The organism is Streptomyces sp. col6 (assembly GCF_008042035.1).
In the GTDB taxonomy this organism is placed as follows: Bacteria; Actinomycetota; Actinomycetes; order Streptomycetales; family Streptomycetaceae; genus Streptomyces.
This window is the reverse complement of sequence record NZ_RDBL01000010.1, coordinates 47603-67736: the sequence shown is the minus strand read 5'-3', so window position 1 is coordinate 67736 and position 20134 is coordinate 47603. Positions and strand designations below refer to the sequence as shown.

At 73.0% G+C, this 20134-nt stretch carries 9 protein-coding genes; 1 reads left to right on the top strand and 8 read right to left on the bottom strand.

The window, feature by feature from the left end:
• Positions 1-10: 10 nt before the first annotated feature.
• The 6 genes from EAO73_RS15225 to EAO73_RS15200 all read right to left on the bottom strand — a co-directional run bounded on the left by EAO73_RS15225 (position 11) and on the right by EAO73_RS15200 (position 7462).
• A complete protein-coding gene (locus EAO73_RS15225; protein WP_147972083.1) occupies positions 11-1801 on the bottom strand; it encodes an ABC transporter ATP-binding protein in 1791 nt (596 codons plus the stop codon).
• A 43-nt stretch (positions 1802-1844) separates the two neighbouring features.
• Positions 1845-2903, bottom strand: coding sequence for an iron-siderophore ABC transporter substrate-binding protein (locus EAO73_RS15220; RefSeq protein WP_147972082.1), 1059 nt, complete (start codon positions 2901-2903; stop codon positions 1845-1847).
• A 113-nt stretch (positions 2904-3016) separates the two neighbouring features.
• Positions 3017-3859, bottom strand: coding sequence for an ABC transporter ATP-binding protein (locus tag EAO73_RS15215; RefSeq protein WP_147972081.1), 843 nt, complete (start codon positions 3857-3859; stop codon positions 3017-3019).
• Positions 3860-3894: 35 nt separating this feature from the next.
• Entirely contained in the window at positions 3895-4959 is a 1065-nt protein-coding gene (locus EAO73_RS15210; protein WP_147972080.1) for a FecCD family ABC transporter permease, read from the bottom strand.
• Positions 4956-6014, bottom strand: coding sequence for a FecCD family ABC transporter permease (locus EAO73_RS15205; RefSeq protein WP_147972079.1), 1059 nt, complete (start codon positions 6012-6014; stop codon positions 4956-4958). The genes EAO73_RS15210 and EAO73_RS15205 overlap by 4 nt, the downstream gene beginning before the upstream one ends.
• Positions 6015-6106: 92 nt before the next feature.
• A complete protein-coding gene (locus tag EAO73_RS15200; protein WP_147972078.1) occupies positions 6107-7462 on the bottom strand; it encodes a lysine N(6)-hydroxylase/L-ornithine N(5)-oxygenase family protein in 1356 nt (451 codons plus the stop codon).
• Positions 7463-7706: 244 nt separating this feature from the next.
• Between EAO73_RS15200 and EAO73_RS15195 the strand changes: the two genes are divergently transcribed.
• Positions 7707-8654, top strand: a complete 948-nt coding sequence (locus EAO73_RS15195) for a methionyl-tRNA formyltransferase (RefSeq protein WP_147972077.1) — start codon at positions 7707-7709, stop codon at positions 8652-8654.
• A gap of 111 nt (positions 8655-8765) precedes the next feature.
• On the opposite strand, the gene EAO73_RS15190 is transcribed toward EAO73_RS15195, so the two are convergent.
• Together EAO73_RS15190 and EAO73_RS15185 are read right to left on the bottom strand one after the other, a co-directional pair.
• Entirely contained in the window at positions 8766-10169 is a 1404-nt protein-coding gene (locus EAO73_RS15190; protein WP_147972076.1) for an MDR family MFS transporter, read from the bottom strand.
• Complete coding sequence (locus EAO73_RS15185; RefSeq protein WP_147972075.1) at positions 10166-20134, bottom strand: non-ribosomal peptide synthetase; 9969 nt, start codon at positions 20132-20134, stop codon at positions 10166-10168. Before EAO73_RS15185 ends, EAO73_RS15190 begins: the two co-directional genes overlap by 4 nt.

Sequence of the window (20134 nt, the reverse complement as noted above, 5' to 3'; positions counted from 1 at the left end):
CCAGGCATGCCTAACTTCCTTCCCGCCACGCTCGCCACAGACGCGCGTAACGGCCGCCGAGAGCGACCAGCTCCTGGTGGGAGCCCTGTTCGACCACACGCCCGGCGTCCAGGACGGCGATGCGGTCCGCCGCCATCGCCTGGGTCAGCCGGTGCGCCACGAACAGCGTGGTGCGTCCCGCACAGGCCGCCAGCACGGCGCGTTCCAGCTCCGCGGCGCCCTCGCTGCCCGCCTCGGCGGTGGACTCGTCGAGCACCACGACCGGTGAACGGGCCAGCACCAGACGGGCCAGGGCGACCTGGGCCACCTTGGTGACGTCCAGCCGCTCACCGCCCTCCCCGACCGCGGTGTCGAGCCCCTCGGGAAGCGCCTCCACCCAGTCGGCGGCGCCGACCGTGCGCAGGGCGTCCAGCAGTTGGGCGTCGCTCGACCCCGGCGCGGACAGCCGCAGGTCGTCGGCGAGCGGACCCGAGAACACATGGGTCTCCTGGGTCAGGATGCTCACCAGGGCCCGCGCGCCCGCCTCGTCCACGTCCGCGAGATCGGTCGTGCCGATGCGCACCGATCCCGACTGGGGGCTGCCGATGCCGGCGATCAGCGCGGCCAGGGTCGACTTGCCGGCGCCGGTGGCCCCGACCAGCGCGAGGGAGCCGCCGGCCGGGATGGCCAGGCTCACGTCGCGCAGGACCGGCTCGTCGGAACCGGGGTAGCGATACGTCAGCCCCTCCACCGTCACCGGATACGGCACGTCGGGAGCGGGTGCCACGGAGGGGTCTCCCACGAGCCGGTCGTCGGTGTCCTCCCCCAGCACCCCGACCAGACGGGTCAGGCTCGCGCCCGACTTCTGCGCCTCGTCGAAGGTGAACATGATCGCGCCGAGCGGGGTGAACAGCCGGTGGAACATCAGCGGTGCGGCCGCGACCTCGCCGAGGGTGGCCGCGTCGCCCTCCAGCAGGGCGTAGCCGACCAGGAGGATGAGGACCAGACCGATGAACTCGGCGCGGTTCTCCCGGCCGACGAACCGGCCGAAGAAGCGGAAGACGTCGACGCCCAGATCGCGTACCCGCCAGGACTCGGTGGTGACCTTCTCCCGGAACGCGCCCTCCAGGCGGTACGCCCGGACCGTGTCGATCCCGTTGAGGCCGCTGATCAGCGCCTGGGCGCGGTCGGCCTGGGCCGTGCGCTGTTCGCGGTAGAGCGGGGCGGAGCGCGGCAGGTACCAGCGCAGCGCCAGTGCGTACGCCGGCAGCGCCCCGGCGCCCGCGAGCCCGAGCCGCCAGTCCAGGCCGAACATGCCGACGGTGGCGATGGCGACGAGCACCCCCGCCGAGAACACGGTGGGGATCGCGCTCCTGATGCCCCGGGAGAGCACGGCGACGTCGTCGCCGACCCGGGAGAGCACATCACCGCGGCCGACCTGTTCCAGCCGGGCGCTCGGCATGCCCAGCACCGCACGGACGGCGCCTTCCCGCAGCGTCGCCAGCAGGTCGGCGCCGAGACGCCCGATCAGATACGTCGATGCCGCGGTGGCCGCCGCGCCGAGCAGCGCGGCGGCGACCATCAGCGCCCCGACCCTGACCAGCACCGTGCGCGACTCGCCGTCCACAACCCCGTCGACCACCTGGCCGAGCAGCAGCACAGGGAGTACCTGGAGCGCCGCGCCCGCCACGGTCGTGAGGAGGGTCGCGGCCGTCAGCCAGGGCATCGCGCGGCAGTGGGCGGTGAGCCAGCGGGTGGCCTCACCGCCCGTCGCCGTACGGAGCGTCGACGGGGAGGCGGCACGGATGCCGGTCGTACTCACTCGGACGCCGGGGCGTGCCGGTGGAGGGCGGGGGCGGCGTCGGTCACTTGGCTGCCGCCGCCTTCACCAGCTCGTCGACCGCGTACGGCATGGACAGCAGCGTGCCCTGCGAGATGGCGGCGCCGACCGCAGGGCCCTCGCTGTCGAGGAGGTAGGTCACGCGGCCCTCCTTGAACACCTTCAGGTTGCGGAAGAGTTCGGACTTCTTCAGGGCTTCCGTGTCGGCCTTGTCGTTGATGACGAAGACGCGGTCGACGTCGACGAGGTCCATGCGTTCCGGGGACAGCTTGGTGTAGAACTTGCCGCCGGCGATCTTGTCGATCTCGGTGTCGCCCTGGTAGCCGATGCCCGTCAGCAGTCGGCCGCGTACGTCGGTGGTGGTGAACGGCGCCACCGAGTTGTCGTACCAGGACAGCGCGACAGCGGTCTGCTTCGCGAACTCGAGGTGCGCCTTCTTGGCGGCGTCCAGCTTCTCCTGGATGCCGGCCACCATCTCCTTGCCCTCCTTCTCCTTGCCGAGGGCCTTGGCGATGTGCACCGCGTTGTCCTGCCACGGGGCGCTGAAGGGCTCCTTCTCGCCCTTGGTGCGGGCGACCGTGGGGGCGATCTTCGACAGCTTGTCGTAGGCGGCCTTGTCGATCTCGGAGTAGACGGCGACGATCAGGTCGGGCCGAAGGCTCGCGATCTTCTCGTAGTTGGGGCCGGAGTCACCGTTCTTCATGATGACCTCGGGGCGGGCGTCCCCCCACTTGTCCTTGGTCCAGGGCCACTGGGTGTTGATGTCGGGGGTCTTGCCCTCGGGGTTCGGGTACTGGTCGACCATGCCGACCGGCTTGATGCCGAACGCCAGGACGTCCTGGTCGTCCGTGTAGCCGACGGAGACCACCCGCTGCGGGGCCTTGGTGATCTTCGTGGACCCGAAGGCGTGCTCCACGGTGACAGGGAAGGCGCCGCCCGCCGAGGCGGACGGGGCCTTGTCGGCCGCCTTGTCCTCGGAGTCGGAGCCGCAGCCCGCGAGGAGGCCGACGCCGAGGGCCGCCGCGGTGATGACCGCTGCGAGCCGCCGCCGCGACCTGGTGGGCGTGGTTCTGTCGAGGAGCATCCGAATCCCTTGCTTTCACACTGTCCATTGAGGCCCGATCAAAGGGCAGGCAAACCTTACCCCGCCTCACTGAGGGCAGCCTAGCCTTACTTGCCGTTTGATTGATCTCAAAACTACTTCAGTTGTACGTGGGTACGCCCGATGGGCACGATGAGCGGCCGGTCCCCCACCGGGTCGTCGATCACCATGGCCCGCAGCCCGAACGCCTCGTCCAGCAGCTCCGCGGTGATCACATCGCGCGGGTGGCCCTGCGCCAGGACCGAACCCTCCCGCATCACCACCAGGTTGTCGCTGTAACGGGTGGCCAGGTTGAGGTCGTGCAGGACCATCACCACCGTGCACCCGGACTCGTGCAGGTCGTCCACCAGGTCGAGCACGTCGATCGCGTGCGCCAGATCCAGATAGGTGGTGGGTTCGTCCAGCAGCAGCAGGTCGGTGCCCTGAGCCAGGGTCATCGATATCCACACGCGCTGGCGCTGTCCGCCGGAGAGCGAGTCGACGGGCCGGTCCGCGAGATCGGCGACCCCGGTCAGAGCGAGCGAGCGCCGTACGATGTCGGCGTCGTCCGACGACCACTGCCGCAGCCAGCTCTGGTGCGGGTGGCGTCCCCGGGCGACCAGGTCCGAGACCGTCAGCCCCTCGGGCGCGACGGGCGTCTGGGGCAGCAGGCCGAGCTTCTTCGCCACGTCCCTGGTCCGGAGCGAGGCGATGTCCTCGCCGTCCAGCACGACGGCGCCGCCGGCCGGCTTCAGCAGCCGGGTCAGGGTGCGCAACAGCGTCGACTTACCGCAGCCGTTGGGGCCGATGATGGTGGTGACCACCCCGGACGGGATCTCGACGTCGAGGCCGTCGATGACCGTCCGGCCGCCGTAGCCGACCCTGATGCCCCTGGCGGCAAGCCGTGGGGCGTCGCCGCCCACCGCCTTGGTTCCGGTGGTGGTGAGATGCGCGGCCACTGGCCCCCCTCTGCTCGGGTTGTCCGACTCGTCTGTCATTTGCTGAGGTTCGCCCGGACCAGCAGGTACACCAGGAAGGGTCCGCCGATCGCGGCGGTCACCACACCGACCGGCAGGCCGTCGGGCAGGGCCGTGCGCGCGATCAGGTCGGAACCGGTCAGCAGCAGCGCGCCCACCAGGCCGGAGGCGGCCATCGGCGGCGTCGGGTGTCTCGCGATACGCATCGCCACCTGCGGCGCGACGAGCGCGACGAAGGGCACGGGGCCCGCCGCGCTCACCGCGGAGGCGGCCAGCAGGACCGCGCACAGCAGCATGACGGCCCGCACCCTGTTGAACCGGACGCCGAGCCCCGCCGCGACCTCGTCCCCGAGGTGCAACGGCTTGAACTGGAAGGCGAGGCAGACCACCAAGGCCAGCAGGACGAGGGTGCACCAGAGCGCCACCCGGACCTCGCCCCACGACCGGTTGTCCAGGGAACCGACCAGCCAGGCCTGGGCCCGTGCCACGTCCCGGATGTCGGCCGACGTCAGGAGCCAGGTCGTGATCGCCTCCATCGCCGCGCTCACCGAGATGCCGATGAGGATGAGCCGGAAGCCGTCGATCCCGCGCCGCCAGGCCAGGAAGTACACCATCAGCCCCGTGCCGAGACCGCCCAGGAGCGCCGCCGCCGACAGACCCACGGAGTTCGTGACCGCCGTGGCGGCCCCGCCCGAGACCGTCACCAGGAACACGGCGACCGCACTGGCGCCCCCGGTGATGCCGAGGATGTCGGGGCTTGCGAGGGGGTTGCGCGCGACGGACTGGGTGATGGCACCGGACACCCCGAGCGCGACGCCCACGACGACGCCGGCCAGGGCGCGCGGCATCCGCAGGTCCATGATGACGAACTCGTCGACCTGTTCGCCCCGGCCGAGGATGGTGGCGACCACCCGGGACAGGCCTATCGGGAAGTCGCCGACGCCGATGGACAGGCAGAACACCAGGAACGCCGCCGCGGCGAGCAGCAGGGTGACCAGGACGAGCCAGGGCCGCCAGACGAACGAGACACCGCCGACGCGGACGCCCCCCGTGACCGATGCTTTCAACTCCGTGCCGTTCATGCGCTCCTGAACTTTCCTCGCCACACCAGGCCCGCGAAGAACGGCGCGCCGAGCAGCGAGACGACGACCCCCGCGTCCAGCTCCCCCGGCCGTACCACCAGGCGCCCGACGATGTCGCACACCAGCAGGACGACCGCGCCGAGCAGACCCGCGTACGGCACCAGCCAGCGGTAGTCGGGCCCGGTCAGATACCGCGCGACGTGGGCCACCATCAGTCCGAGGAACGCGATGGGGCCGCAGGCAGCGGTGGCCGCGCCGGCCAGCAGCGTGATGGCGACGATGCCGATCGTCCGGCTCAGCGCGATGTTGACACCGAGTCCGCGTGCCACGTCGTCACCGAGGTTGAGCAGATTCAGCGAGGGCAGCATGACCAGGGCCAGTACCAGCCCGACCGCGACGAACGCGGTGACGGGCCAGATGACGTCGAAGCCGATGCCCGCCACCGAGCCCGCGTTCCAGAACCTCAGCGCGTTCAGCGATTTCACGTCGGACAGGGCGACGGCCGTGGTCATGGCCGCCAGGAAGACCGTGACCCCCTGTCCGGCCAGAGCAAGGGTCAGCGGGTTGCCCGCGCCGCGGCCGATGCTGGCGAGGCCGAACACGACGACGCCGGCGACCGCCGATCCGAGGAAGCCGAACCAGACGTACTGGAGCGGGTCGGTGAACCCGAACAGGGCGATCACCGACACCACGGCGAACGAGGCGCCGGCGTTGACCCCCACAAGCCCGGTGTCGGCGATCGGGTTGCGCGTGTACCCCTGGATCAGCGCACCGCCGACCCCGAGCGCCACACCCGCCACGATCCCGAGGACCGTGCGGGGTACGCGCACGGTCTGCACGATGAGCCGGATCTCGGAGAGCCGCTGATCGGACTCCGGGCCCGCGAACAGGCCGTGCCACACCTCGGAGGGTGTCAGCGCGCGCGCCCCGACGGCCAGGGACAGGGCGGCCACGACCAGGACGGTCACCGCGAGCGCGCCCAGACCCATGACCCGTCGTCGGCGGGCCGGCGCCGATTCCTTGGGCAGGGGGCGCTCCACTGCAGTCGTGCTCATGTCGACGTACGTTATCTCTCTGATCCACCGGGCCGGGACAGCGGTCGGGCACCGCCTCCGTGGGAGGGGGACGGTGCCCGCGACCGGCCGTCCTAGCGGGCGGTGCCGCCACTCTTGTCGATGACCGGACGGGCGGCGTCGGGGGCGGACTTGACGCTCCGGTCCAGCAGCGAGTCCAGGATCTCGCCGACCCTGATCGCGGTGTTGGACAGCAGGGCCGAGGTGATGCCGTGGGTGTGCTCCGTACCGCCCTGGAGGTAGATGCCGCAGTTGAGCGCGGTGTCCGCGGCGATGCGGTAGTCCCGCTCGACGCGGACCCGGCCCTCCTCGTCGCGCAGGCACAGCTCGGCCGCCTCGCCCAGGAGGCCCAGGGGGTCGGCGGGGCTGTAGCCGGTGGCGAACACCACGACGTCGGCGTCGAGCAGGGTCTCCTCGCCGGTGACGAGGGACGTGACGGTGGCGCGTACCTTGTCCTGCGTCTCCTTGACCTCGGTGAGCCGGGACACGTTGAGGAAGCGCAGCCGCTCGGTGCCGAGGACCTTCTCCTGGTACATCTGCCGGTACAGGTCGTCGATCAGGTCGATGTCGACGACCGAGTAGTTGGTGTTGCCGTGGTAGTCCATCAGCCGGCGCTTGACGCTCTCGGGCGCCGCGTAGAACTCGTCGACCGCGTCCGGGTCGAAGATCTTGTTGGCGAAGCTGCTGTCGTCGGCGGGGCTGTAGCCGTAGCGGGAGAAGACCGCGCAGATCTCGGCGCCGGGGAAGCGGCGGTGGAGATAGGCGACGTTCTCGGCGGCGCTCTGGCCGGCGCCCACGACGACGAAGCGGGTGGGCGAGGTGCCGTCCAGCTCGCCGACCCGGGTCAGCAGTTCGGAGTTGTGCCAGACGCGGTCGCCACGCTCGACGCCCTCGGGCACGAGCGGGCGCAGTCCGGTGCCGATGACGAGGTTGCGGGCGCGGTGGACCGTGAGCCCCTCCCCCGACCGGACAGTGACGTCCAGGAACTCGACGGTGCCGTCCCGGACGACCTGGGTGACGCCGACCACCTCGTGGTCGTAGGAGACCAGGTCGGCGACCTGGGCGGCGGCCCACTCGAAGTACTCGTGGAACTCCACCCGCAGCGGGAAGAGGTTCTTGTGATTGATGAAGTCGATCAGGCGTCCCTTGCTCTTCAGGTAGCAGAGGAAGCTGAACTCACTGGCCGGATTCCTGAGTGTCACCAGGTCCTTCAGGAAGGACACCTGCATGGTGGCGTCGTCGATCAGCATGCCCCGGTGCCAGCCGAAGCGCGGTTGCTGCTCGAAGAACCGTGCGGTCACCGCTTCCTGCGTCCCGGAGCGCGCGTTGTGCTCACTGATCGCGATGGCCATGGCCACGTTGGACGGCCCGAAGCCGATGCCTATGAGGTCGTGGACCGGTGGTGCGTCGCCAGGACGAGCCTGTGACATGTCACTCCCATCGTGCGGGGAAGCCGCCTGTCGGATGTGGGGAAGGGGCGTCATACGGGCACGCAGACGGAGCGACCCGATAACTTAGGTGAGCCTAAGCTAATCCTCCGGCGCTGTCGACCGGCGCGATCCGGACAGCCCCCGGGCAGGGCGCTCCAACTGCGGCACTCCGCGAGCGCGTTGCGAGATAAGGTAAGCCTTGCTTTACTGGGGCCGCTCTGTTTTCGGTTTGAGGAGGAACCCCATGCGGGTCGTCATGTTCGGTTACCAGACCTGGGGGCACCGCACCCTGCAAGCCCTCCTGGACTCCGAGCACGACGTGGTGCTGGTCGTGACGCATCCCAGGAGCGAGCACGCGTACGAGAAGATCTGGAGCGACTCCGTCGCCGATCTCGCCGAGGAGCACGGCGTCCCGGTCCTCATCCGCAACCGGCCCGACGACGACGAGCTGTACGAGCGCCTCAAGGCCGCCGACGCCGACGTCATCGTCGCCAACAACTGGCGCACCTGGATTCCGCCGCGGATCTTCGCGCTCCCGCGCCGGGGCACCCTGAACGTGCACGACTCGCTGCTGCCGAAGTACGCGGGCTTCTCGCCGCTGATCTGGGCGCTCATCAACGGTGAGACCGAAGTCGGCGTCACCGCGCACATGATGAACGACGAGCTCGACGCCGGCGACATCGTCCGGCAGGAGTCCGTCCCGGTCGGCCCGAAGGACACCGCCACCGACCTGTTCCACAAGACCGTCGACCTCATCGCCCCCGTCACCACGAAGGCGCTCGCGCTGATCGCGGACGGGCAGACCGAGTTCACCCCGCAGGACCGCTCGCAGGCCACCTTCTTCCACAAGCGGTCCGAGGAGGACATCCGGATCGACTGGAACTGGCCTGCCGAGGACCTGGAACGCCTGGTACGCGCCCAGTCGGCCCCGTACCCGAGCGCCTACGCCTTCCACCGCGGCAAGCGCATCGAGGTGGTCGCCGCCGTGGTGTCCGAGGGCCGCTACGGCGGGACGCCCGGCCGGATCTTCTACCGCGAGGGCGAGGGTGTGGTGATCGTCGCCGGCGCCGACGCCCGCACCGGCCGCAACCACGGCCTGGCCATCACCCGGGTCCGTACCGAGGACGGCCGCGAGCTGCCCGCGACGGAGTACTTCACCTCCATGGGCGGTTACCTGACCAGCCGTCCCTGACCCGGACGTACGTGTGCCCCGGCTCCGGCCGGGGCACACGTACGTCGGCGGGCGCAACGACGGAGCGGAAGCGGCCACTTGGGCCGCCCCCGCTCCGTCGCGTACCGCGCGCTATGCCGTCTTCGGCTGGGTACGGGGAAGCCGCGTCGCCGCCGCCGCGGCGAACAGGCAGAAGCCCAGGACCCACCAGAAGGTGTCGCCGAAAGCCGCGGAGATGTCCGTGCCCCGGGCGGCGAGCCGGGTCTGCAGGATCACGGCCAGGGCCGCGGTGCCGACCGAACCGCCCACGGTGTTCAGCAGGTTGAGCGCTCCGGCCGCCCGGGGCAGCTGTTCCGGCTCGATCCGGCTGTAGACGATGTTCATCACCGGCGCGCCGATCATCGACATCCCGAAGCCCCGGACCACCAGGGCCGCGACGATCACCGCGTCCGGGACGCCGTGGCCGAGCAAGGTGAACGGTGCCGTCCCGGCGAGGATCAGCACGATGCCGGCCACCACCAGGGTCCTCGGGGCGACCTTGCTGATCGTCCGGTTGACGAGCACCGACCCCGCCGCCGCGCCCAGCCCCTGGGGGGCGAGCATCAGCCCGGCCTCCCACGCCGACATGGACCGGCCCGACTGGAAGTAGAGCGGCAGCAGGAACATCGTGCCGAACACCGAGGCCCCGAGCACCAACAGCGCGAGGGCGGCGGCGCCGAAGGGCGGCCGGGCGAACAGCCGGGGGTCGACGAGCGGGGTGCTCCGTGTCCGCAGCCCGTGCACGGTGAAGGCGGCGAGCATCACGACCCCGGCCGACACCCCGGCCGTGGCCGGCAGCGTGCGGTGGTGGGCGACCTCGGTCAGCCCGTACACCAGCATCGCCAGGCCGGGTGACAGGAGCAGGGCCCCGCGAAGGTCGAAGGCCGTGCGCTGCGACGCCGGCGGCACCACCGGGACATAGCGGCGGGCCAGCAGCACCGCCGCGATGCCGATCGGCAGGTTGATCAGGAACAGCCAGGGCCAGGACGCCACGGCGAGCACCGAGCCCCCGGCCAGCGGCCCGAACACCGGTGAGAGCAGCGGGACCACGGCGACGACACTGATCACCTTGCCGGTGCGGCCGGGGCCCGCGACCCGGGCCAGCAACGCCTGCCCGGTCGCGGGCAGCAGTCCGCCGCCGAGGCCCTGGATCACGCGGAACACGATGAGGCTGGTCGCCGACCAGGCCGAGGCGCACAGCAGCGAACCGAGCAGGAACAGGCCCACGGCCGCGATCCAGGTCCGCCGGCCGCCGAACCGGCCGGCCAGCCAGCCGGACGCGGGGACGGCGGCGACGATCGCCAGCAGGTACGCGGTGGAGACCCACTGGATCTCGGCGACCGAGGCGTCGAACTCCTCGGTGAGGCGGTCGAGTCCGACGCTGACGATGGTGGCGTCCAGCGAGGCCATGAACGTGCCGAGGACCAGGATGAACGCGATCCGCAGCAGTTCTCCGTCCACACGATCGGCGGGTGGTGCGGTCTTCTGCCCGCTCATCGGTCCTCCAGAAGGCCGCGCACGTCCGCGTCGAGGTGCTGTTCCATGGTCTGCAGCAGCTCGACCAGTTGGCCGGCGAGCCCCTCGGTGTCCGTGCCGGCCCGGTGCGCGAGCACGCCGGTCCAGCCGTCGCCGTCGGGCATGACGGTGAGAGTGGCGGGGTGGTGGGTGGACTCCCTGAAGCGCGTGCCCAGCACTGTGAGCCCGGGAGCGGGTTCGCGCAGGCGGTCCGGGTCGACCGGGTAGTTCTCGAACACCACCATGCTGTCGAACAGCCGGCGCCGCCCGGTGATCCGTTCCAGGTCGGCCAGGGCCACATGGTGGTGTTCGACCAGGTCGCGCTGGCGGGCCTGGAGGCCGGTCAGCGCGTCGGCCAGGGTGCCGGTGAGCCTCGCCCGTACCGGCACGGTGTTGGCGAGCAGGCCGATGATCTCCTCGACGCCCTCCAGCTCCGGGGGACGGCTGGAGACCATGGCGCCGAAGCAGACGTCCCGGTGGCCGGAGCGACGGGCCAGCAGCACCGACCAGGCGCCCTGGACCAGGGTGTTGGGGGTCAGGCCGCGCCGGGCGGCGAGCCGGGTGAGCCCGTCCACGAGCGCCGCGTCGAACGTGATGACCTCGGGCTCCTGCCAGGCCGGGCCGCTCTCGCCGCCGCCCAGGTAGTCGCCCTCGGGCAGTCCGTCGAGTTCGGCCGCCCACGCGTCGAGGTCCGGTTCGTGCTCCGCGCACCAGGTGAGGTAGTCCGAGAACGGGACGGGGTCCGGCAGGCCGTGCGCGCGGTGCTCGGTGCGCGCGGTGTACAGGGCGAAGAGCTCGCCGAGGATGCGCGGGGCCGACCAGCCGTCGGAGAGCGCGTGGTGGCTGGTCAGGACGAGGTCGGCGCGCTCGGGCCCGAGCTGGATCACGGTGATCCGGTAGAGCGGGCCGCGGGCCAGGTCGAACGGTTCGGCGAGGTCGGCGGCGAGCACGTCGTCGGCCGGCGTGTCGGTGACGCGGAACTCCGGCCGGGGCGATTCCGGAATGACCCCCAGCGAGGCGGGGAACACGGCGCCCATGTTGGGGTGCCGGGCCAGCAGGTCGTCGCCCGCGCCGCGCAGCGCCCCGGTGTCGAGCGGGCCGGCGAGCGAGAACACCGACTGCACGGTGTACGGGTCGGGGCGCTCGGTCCGCGCGTGCCGCAGCATCACTTCCTGCAAGGGGCTGAGCGGCTGCACGGCGGCGACCGGCTGGTCCCCGAGCGCGCTGATCTCCGGCGCGGCGGCGACCCGCAGCAGCGCGGCCCTCAGGTGCCGGCCCAGCTCCTCGATCTCCGCGCCGCTGAACAGCGCTTCCGGCCAGGTGATCCGCACCCCGAGCGCGTCGTCACGCACCAGGGCGTTGACCATGAGGCTGTACGGGAGGGGCATCGGGCCGGAACCGTCGGAGCCGAGCGGGTCGGCGTCCGGGGCCGGCTGCCAGGGCGTCTCCGTCTCCGGGGCGCCGGGGTACTGGCCGAGGTAGTTCCAGGCGACCTCCGGGCGGACCGGGTCGGTCAGGCCGGCCGTGGTGAGGATGCCGTGGCCGAGGCCGTCGCCCTGGGCGCGCAGCCGTTCCCGGACCGCCCGCACGTCGTCGGCGGCGTCGAGCCGGACCGGGTGGATGGCCGTGAACCAGCCGACGGTCTGCGAGAGGTCGACCTCGCGCGGGCGGCCGTGGCTCTCCAGCGCGACCAGGAGTTCCGGGATGCCCCGCCAGTCGCGTACCGCCTGGGCGAGCGCCGTCAGAAGCACGGCGTCCGGTGTGGTGCGGTGGGCGGCGGGCAGGGTGGTGATCAGGGCGCGGGTGGCGTCCGCGTCGAGCCGGATCTCGTGGTGCGCCGCGGTGGCCACGGTGTCCCGGGCGGGGTCGAGCGGCTGAGCGAGGGGCTCGGTCGCGGTCATCCGCCGCCAGTGCGGGAGTTCGGGGCGCCGGTCGGCGTCGCGCAGGGTGCGGGCCCAGCCGAGGAAGGACTGCCCGTGCCGGATCAGCTCTCCGCCGTCGTGGGCGTGCCGGAGGTCGTCGAGGAGGATGCGCCAGGACACCCCGTCGGCCACCAGGTGGTGGGCGATCAGGACGAGCCGGCCGGGCCGGTCGCGGCCCGCGTCCACCCAGACCGCGCGCAGCATCGGTCCGGTGCGCGGGTCCATGGCCGCGCGAGCGGCTGCGGTCGCGGCGTCGGCGGCGGCGCGCGGGTCGCCGTCCGCCGGGACGCGGGTCAGGACGTCGGCACCGGTCACCTCGCCGGCCGGCGGGATGTGCAGCACGTCGTCGCCGAGGCGGGCACGCAGCACGTCGTGCCGGGCCAGCAGGGCGTCGAGCACGGCCGTCCAGGTCTTCTCGTCGCCGCCGGCCGGTACGCAGACCTCCACCCACTGGCAGAAGCCGTCGGCGGCCTTCCCGGCGCGGTGCAGCAGGTCGCGCATGACCGGGGTCAGCGGGGCGTCGCCGACGGCCGGTGCGGCCTCGCCCTCCAGGGCGCGGGCACGGGCGGCGATGCCCGCGACGGTCTCGCCGTCGAACACGTCCTTCGGGCTGAGCCCGAGCCCCTGGCGGCGGACCCGGGAGACCAGCTGGAGGGAGACGATGCTGTCGCCGCCGATGTCGAAGAAGTTGTCGTCGGGGCCGATGTCGTCGCGGCCGAGGACGTCCCGGAACACGGCGAGCAGCAGCGCCTCCGCCTCGGTGGCCGGTTCGCGGCGCGCGGCGGACACGGTGGCCGGGGCGGGCAGCGCCGAGGCGTCGAGCTTGCCGCTGGGGCTCAGCGGCAGGCGGTCGAGCGGGACGAGCGCGGTCGGCACCATGTGGTCGGGCAGCGACTCGGCGAGGTACGCGCGCACCGCGGCGGTGTCCAGGTCGGCGTCGTCGGTCGGGATGACGTAGCCGACGAGCCGGCCCTCGCGCATCACGACGGCACTGGCGCGGACGTCGGGGTGGCCGGTGAGGGCGGTCTCGATCTCGCCCAGCTCGACGCGGAAGCCGCGCACCTTGATCTGGTGGTCGGCGCGGCCGAGGAACACCAGCTGCCCGTCGTGGCGCCAGCGCACCAGGTCGCCGGTGCGGTACATGCGGGTGCCGGGCGGGCCGAACGGGTCGGCGACAAACGCGCCGGAGGTCAGCCCGGGGCGGCCGAGGTAGCCGCGGGCCAGGCTCGGGCCGCCGAGGTACAGCTCGCCGGTGACGCCGACGCCCACGGGCTGGAGTCCGCCGTCGAGCACATAGGCGCGGACGTTGGGGTCGGGGCGGCCGAGGGGCAGCGGTCCCTCGTCGTCCGGGTCGTAGTGCCAGGTGGTGGAGTTGATGGTGACCTCGGTGGGCCCGTAGGCGTTGAACAGCGCCCGGCGCCCCCGGCCCCAGCGGTGGGCCAGCTCCGGGTCGAGCCGTTCGGCGCCGACGACGAAGAACACGTCGGAGTCGACGGTGCGGTCGTCGGGCATCGCGGCGAGGAACGAGGGGAGCAGGTTCACGCCGGTGACGCGGTGTTCCACGATGTAGTCGAGGAGTTCGTCGCCGGGTACGCGCACCTCCTCGGGCGCGATCACCGACGTACCGCCGGACAGCAGCGGCACCATGGTCTGCCAGAACGCCACGTCGAAGCTGGTCGACGCGAAGTGCAGATAGCGGTCGTGCTCGCTGACGCCGACGACCTCCTCCTGGAGGGCGATCAGGTCGGGCACGCCCCGGTGGGTGACGCCGACGCCCTTGGGGCGGCCGGTGGTGCCCGAGGTGTAGATGACGTACGCGAGGGCGTCGTCGGTGAGCCGGGCGCGCGCGTCAGCCGGGTCGGTGTCGGGTACGGAGGCGAGGGTGGCCGGGTCGTCGAGGCGCAGGACGGGGACGTCGCGGTCGACGGGCAGTTCGGCGCCGGTCGTCACGACGGCGGCCGGGGAGATGTCGTCGAACATGAACGCGAGCCGTTCACGGGGGTAGCTCGCGTCCATCGGCACGTACACCGCGCCCGCCTTGGCCACGCCGAACAGGGCGACGGTCATCTCGATGTCCCGGCCGATGAGGACCGCGACCGGGTCCTGCGGCCGGACGCCCTGGGCGATCAGAGCGTGGGCGAGCCGGTTGGCCTGCCGGTCGAGTTCGTCGTACGACAGGCTGCGGTCGCGGCAGACCAGTGCCTCGGCGCCGGGCTTGCGCCGGACCCAGGCGGCGAACTCCTCCAGCCAGTGGCCGCGTTCCTTCGCCGCGACGATCTCGGTGCCGGTGCGCAGCATGCGCGCGCGCTCGCCGGCGTCGAGGGCGGGCAGCACGAGCGCGGGCCGGGCCGGGTCCTCGGTGATCTCGCGCAGCAGGTGGTGCAGCCAGCGGCCGTAGTCGCGCACGGTGTCCGCGTCGAAGGCGCCGGGCTGGTAGCCGAGGCCGATGGTGATCTCGTCGCCGGGGATCACGATGACGGTGAGGGCGTAGTGGGTGGCGTCGGTGATGTCCACGCCGGTGAGGTCGAGCCCCGGGGCGAGGGGGGTGCGGGTGCGGCTGGAGAGCGGGAAGTTCTCCATGACGAGCATGGTGTCGAAGAGTTCACCGATGCCCACGGCCCGCTGGATGCCGGGCAGTCCGACGTGGTGGTGCTCGGCCAGGGCGACGCTCTCCGCGTGCACCTGCGCCATGAGGTCGGTCACCGTGCGGTCCCGGGTGTACCGGACGCGGACCGGGATCGTGGTGCCGAGCTGGCCGATCATCGACTCGACGCCGTCGACCTCGGCGGGCCGGCCGGAGACCGGGCAGCCGAACACGACGTCGTGGCGGCCGGTGAGCCTGCCGAGCAGCAGGCCCCACGCGGTCTGGAGGACCGTGGTCAGGGTGATGCCCTGTTCGCGGGCGAAGGCGCGCAGCCGGTCGCTGAACTCGCGGCTCAGGGCGACGGTCTCCCGGCCCGGCCGCTCGACGGCGGTGCCGGTGCTCGCGGGCGCGAGCCGGGTCGCGTCGTCGACGCCCGCGAGCGCCTCGCGCCACGCGGTGAGCGACGCCTCCTCGTCCCGGCCGGCCAGCCAGCGGAAGTACTCCGACAGCGGTGGCGAGACGGGGGCCGCCGGACCGCCGCCGAGTTCGGCGTAGATAGCGAGCAGGGTGCGGCCGACGATCGGCATGGACCAGCCGTCGAGCAGGGCGTGGTGGTTGGTGATGACGAGCTTGTGCTCGCCGGGCCCGACGCGCGAGAGCAGGAAGCGGATGAGCGGCGGCCGGGCCGGGTCGAAGGGGCGCTCCAGGTCGACGCGGGCCGCCTCGGTGAAGTCGTCGTCCTCCCGCCAGTCCAGGGTGACGTCGGCGGGGATCACCTGCACCACGTCGTCCCCGGCCGTGCCCAGGTGGACGCGGAGGGCGGGGTGGCGGCGCAGCAGTTCGCGGGCGGCGCGTTCCATCCGTGCGGGTTCCAGCTCCCCGGACAGGCTGGTCACGGCCTGGACGACGTAGACGTCGGCGTCCGCGTCGTCCCGGACCAGGGTGTGGAAGGAGAGGCCGACCTGGAGCGGGGTGGCGGGCAGCACGTCGCTGACCCGGCCGGTGCGCTCCAGGGCGTCGATGGCGTCCTGGCCGAGTGCGACCAGCGGCAGGTCGGAGGGGGTGAGCCCGCCGGTGGTGTGCAGGGCGTGCGCGGCCAGCGCGTCCAGCGCGGAGGCCCAGGCGTCCTGGAGGGCGGCCAGGGCGTCGGTGCCCAGGACCTCGCCGGCGGCGGTCCACTCGACGGCGAGCCGGGGTTCGTGGCCCTCGTGGACGAAGCAGTTGAGGGCCAGCACCTGTTCCAGGGCCTTGGCGCCGGGCTCGGTGACCGAGAAGGCGTCGTGGTCGGGCAGCCGCCAGCCGTCGGCGGTCAACGGGGCGAACCGGCCCAGGTAGTTGAGCAGTACGTCGGGCGGCGGGACGGCGCCGAGTTCCGCCGCTGCCTCGTGGTCGAGGTGGCGCAGCACTCCGTAGCCGACGCCGCCGTCGGGGACGGCGCGGCGGGCCTCCTTGGCGGCGCGCAGCGTCTCACGGACGTCGTCGGAGGCGGGCACGCGGACGGGGTACTCACTGGTGAACCAGCCGACCGTGCGTGCCAGGTCGAGATGTTCGCGGCCGTGGCCCTCCATGGTGACGGTGAGGGCGTCGCCGCGCAGCCCCCAGCCGCGCAGGGCGAGGGCGAGGGCGGCGAGCAGGACCTCGTCGACGCCCGCCCGGTAGGCGGCGGGCAGCGTGGTCAGCAGGGCCTCGGTCGCCTCGGGCGAGGCGGTCGTGACCGAGCGGTGGGCGGTGGCCACGGTGTCGCGTACGGGGTCCAGCGGGCGGGCGCCCAGCCGGGTCGATGCGCCCAACGCCGTACGCCAGTGGTCGAGTTCGCCGCGCCGGGCGCCGGTGCTGCCCTGCTCGGCGAGGACCTGGGCGTGCCGCCGCCAGGACGTGCCGACGGGTTCGGGGGTGCCCCCCGCGCAGGCGGTGTGGAGGTCGGGGAGCAGGATGCGCCAGGACACGCCGTCCATGGCGAGGTGGTGCACGACGAGGACCAGCCGGTCCGCCGTGCCCTCCTCCGTGCGCAGCAGGGCGGCGCGCACCAGGTCGCCGGTGCGCGGGTCGAGTGCACCGGCCAGCCGTGCGGCCAGGGCGGTCACCTCGTCGCCGGTGACCTCCTCGACGGCGGCGCGGACCGTGCCCCGGGGCAGGATCTCCGGTCCGTCGGCCACGCGCAGCCGCAGGGCGTCGTGGTGGTCGATGAGGGTCTGCACGCCCCTGGTCAGCTCGTCGAGGGTGAGTGCGTCGACATGCAGGGCGGTCCACTGGGCGTATCCGGCGACCGTGTCGATGTCGGGGTGCGGGTCGAGCAGGCCGCGCACGATGGGCGGGGCCGGGACCGGGCCGACCGGCTCGTCCGCCGGGCCGGCCGTCTCCCCCAGCTGTTCGGCGGAGGCGGCGAGCGCCGCGAAGGTGCGGCGGGCCAGCAGATCCTTGGGGCGCAGCCCGAGGCCGAGGGCGCGGAGCCGGCTGCTGACGGTGATCGCGGTGATGCTGTCCCCGCCGAGGGCGAAGAAGTCGTCGTCCACGCTCACCCGTTCGATGTCGAGCGCGTCGGCGAGGACGGTGCACAGCAGCCGTTCGCGTTCGGTGCCCGGCTCCCGGCCGCCGCCGGCGAGGGCGGGGGCGGGCAGGGCGGCCCGGTCGAGCTTGCCGTTGGGGGTGACGGGCAGGCCGCTCAGCACGACGACGGCGGCGGGGACCATGTGCTCGGGCAGCCGCTCGGCGAGCAGGGCGCGTGCCTCGTCGCCGGTGAGGGAGGCGGACACGATGTAGCCGACAAGCCGGGACGAGAGGACCCGCGCGGCGGCCGCGGTGACGCCGGGCAGGGCGGCAAGCGCCTCCTCGACCTCACCGGTCTCCACGCGGTGGCCGCGGATCTTGACCTGTCCGTCGCCCCGGCCGCCGTACTCCAGGCCCCGGCCGGGCACCCAGCGGGCGAGGTCGCCGGTGCGGTACATCCGCTCGCCGGGCGCGCCGAACGGGTCGGCGACGAATCGTTCGGCGGTGGCCCCGGGCCGGCCGAGGTAGCCGCGGGCCAGGTGGGGTCCGGCCAGGTACAGTTCGCCGGCCGTGCCGTACGGGACCGGCTGGAGGGCGTTGTCCAGGACGTAGACCCGGGTGCCGGCGAGGGGGTTCCCGATGGTCGGTTCGCCGTCGTCGATGCGCGCGGTGGTGGCGTCCACGGTGGCCTCGGTGGGCCCGTACATGTTGCGCGCGGGGATACCCGACGCGGCGACCCGGCGCCACAGCGCGGACGGAGTGGCCTCGCCGCCCAGGAGCAGCAGCGCCGGGGGCAGGTCGAGCAGCCCGGCGTCGATGAGCGGGGTGGCCATCGAGGGGGTGGTGTCGACGATGTCGATGCCGTCGCGGGCGTACGCGGCGAGCAGGGCGTCGGCGTCGCGGGCGGTGTCGGCGTCGTACACGTGCAGTTCGTGGCCGCACAGCAGCCAGACGAGGTGTTCGAAGGCGGAGTCGAAGGCGAAGGAGTAGGTGTGCGCGGCGCGCAACTGTCGGCCGGTGGCCCGTTCGGCTTCCGCGACGACCGTGGAGCGCTGGTGGTGCAGCAGGGAGGCAAGGCCGCCGGTGCGGCCGAGTACGCCCTTGGGCCGGCCGGTCGACCCGGAGGTGTGGATGACGTAGGCGAGGTGTCCGGGGTCGCGGGGCCGGGAGAGTTCGGCGGCCGTGAGGGGGGCGCCCGACAGGCCGGCGGCCTCGTCGAGGAGCGCCTTCCAGGGCAGTCCTTCGACCGTGCCGTCGGTGAGGACGAGGGCGGGGCGGGTGTCGTCGATGAGTTCGCGCAGCCGCTCGGGCGGGTGCGCGGCGTCGAGCGGCTGGAACGCGGCGCCCGCGTCGAGCACCGCGAGCAGGGCGACGACGGCGTCGGCCGAGCGCGGCAGGGCGAGCGCGACGATGTCCTCGGCGCCGATGCCCCGGGCGCGCAGGGCGCGGGCCACCCGGTGCACCCGGTCGGCGAGTTCGGCGGCGGTCAGCCGTTCGCCGCCGCAGACGAGGGCGGTGCGATCGGGTCCGGCGGCGGCCATCGCGTCGAACGCGGCGGGTACGTCGAGGGGGGTGCCGGGCAGGGCGGCCGGGCTCCACTGGGCGAGCAGTCCGCCGGCGTCGGCGGTGAGGGCGATCCGGCCGACGGGCCGGCCCTCCATCAGCCCGGACAGCAGGGCGCGCAGCCCGCTCATCAGGCTGTCGACGGCGGCCTGGTCCTTGGCGCGGGCGTCGACCTCGAAGCCGAGCAGGAGCCCTCCGTCGCGGGTCGGCAGGACGCTCAGGCCCATGTCCTCGGGCGGTCCGCCGGCGACGTTGCGCATGACGCCGGCCGCCCCGGCGAAGTCGAGTGTCAGGTCGAACGCCTTGAGGTTGATCCCGCGCCCGTGCAGCAGCGCGCCGGCGCCGGGCACGCCGAGGTCGCGGGGCAGGTCCTCGCCCCGGTAGCGCTGGTGGTCGCGCATCTCGCGCATGGCGGTGGCGACCTGGCGGCTCAGCTCGCCGAGCCGGTCGCCGCCGCGCACGGTGACCCGCATCGGCAGCACGTTGACGGCCATGGAGGGGGTGCGCAGCGCGGCCGAGCCGGTCCGGCACATCAGGGGCAGCGCGAAGACCACGTCGGTGCGGCCCAGCATGCGGTGCAGGAACGCCGCGTAGCAGGCGATGAGCGCCTGGCCCCAGGCGACGCCCTCGGCATCGGCGAAGGCGCGCAGGGCGGCGGTCTCCTCGGAGGTGAGGGCGGCCCGCGCGGTGAGCGTGCGGGCGGGGGCGCCGCCGCTGCCGGGGCCGTCCTCGGCGTCGACCTCGGGCAGCGGGGTGAAGCGTTCGACCCAGTACGCACGGTCCTCGGCGGCCTGTTCGCTCGTGCGGTAGGCGGTGTCCTCGGCGACGAGCGTCGCGAACGCGCCGAACGTGGAGCGGGGCGGCTCGGTGCCGCGCACCAGGGCGGTGTAGTGGGCCGCGGTGCGCCGGGCGAGCTGGGCGGCGGTGTAGCCGTCGAAGACGAGGTGGTGGCCGAGCTGGGTGTACCAGACCTCGTGGTCGGAGAGCTTGATGACGGTACGCGAGTACAGCGGGCGGTCCGTCATGCCGCGGCAGGCCTCGGCGAGGCGTGCGCGTTCGGCGTCGACGAGCGCCTGGGCCGCCGCAGCCGGGTCGGCCTCGGCGCTGACGTCGACGAGCGGGGGCAGGGCGACGGGTTCGTCACCGACCGCCTGGCGCGGGCCCTCGGGGGTCTCGTACACCCTGAGCCGCAGGCTCTCGGCCTCCTCGGTGGTGGCCCGGACCGCCTGCGCGAGCGCGTCCGTGTCGACCGGTTCGCCGCCGGATATCTCGATCACGTCGCCGACGACGTAGTACGGCGAGTCGGGTTCGATGCGCTGGGCGTTCCAGATGCCCAGTTGGGCGCCGGTCAGGGGAAGGAGGCCGTCCTGGGACACGCTCGCGGTGGTCAA

Bases quoted from the DNA above. Each gene is read 5' to 3' on its own strand.
- EAO73_RS15220 (WP_147972082.1), bottom strand. From the start codon at position 2,903: ATGCTCCTCGACAGAACCACGCCCACCAGGTCGCGGCGGCGGCTCGCA.
- EAO73_RS15210 (WP_147972080.1), bottom strand. From the start codon at position 4,959: ATGAACGGCACGGAGTTGAAAGCATCGGTCACGGGGGGCGTCCGCGTC.
- EAO73_RS15205 (WP_147972079.1), bottom strand. From the start codon at position 6,014: ATGAGCACGACTGCAGTGGAGCGCCCCCTGCCCAAGGAATCGGCGCCG.
- EAO73_RS15200 (WP_147972078.1), bottom strand. From the start codon at position 7,462: ATGTCACAGGCTCGTCCTGGCGACGCACCACCGGTCCACGACCTCATA.
- EAO73_RS15195 (WP_147972077.1), top strand. From the start codon at position 7,707: ATGCGGGTCGTCATGTTCGGTTACCAGACCTGGGGGCACCGCACCCTG.
- EAO73_RS15190 (WP_147972076.1), bottom strand. From the start codon at position 10,169: ATGAGCGGGCAGAAGACCGCACCACCCGCCGATCGTGTGGACGGAGAA.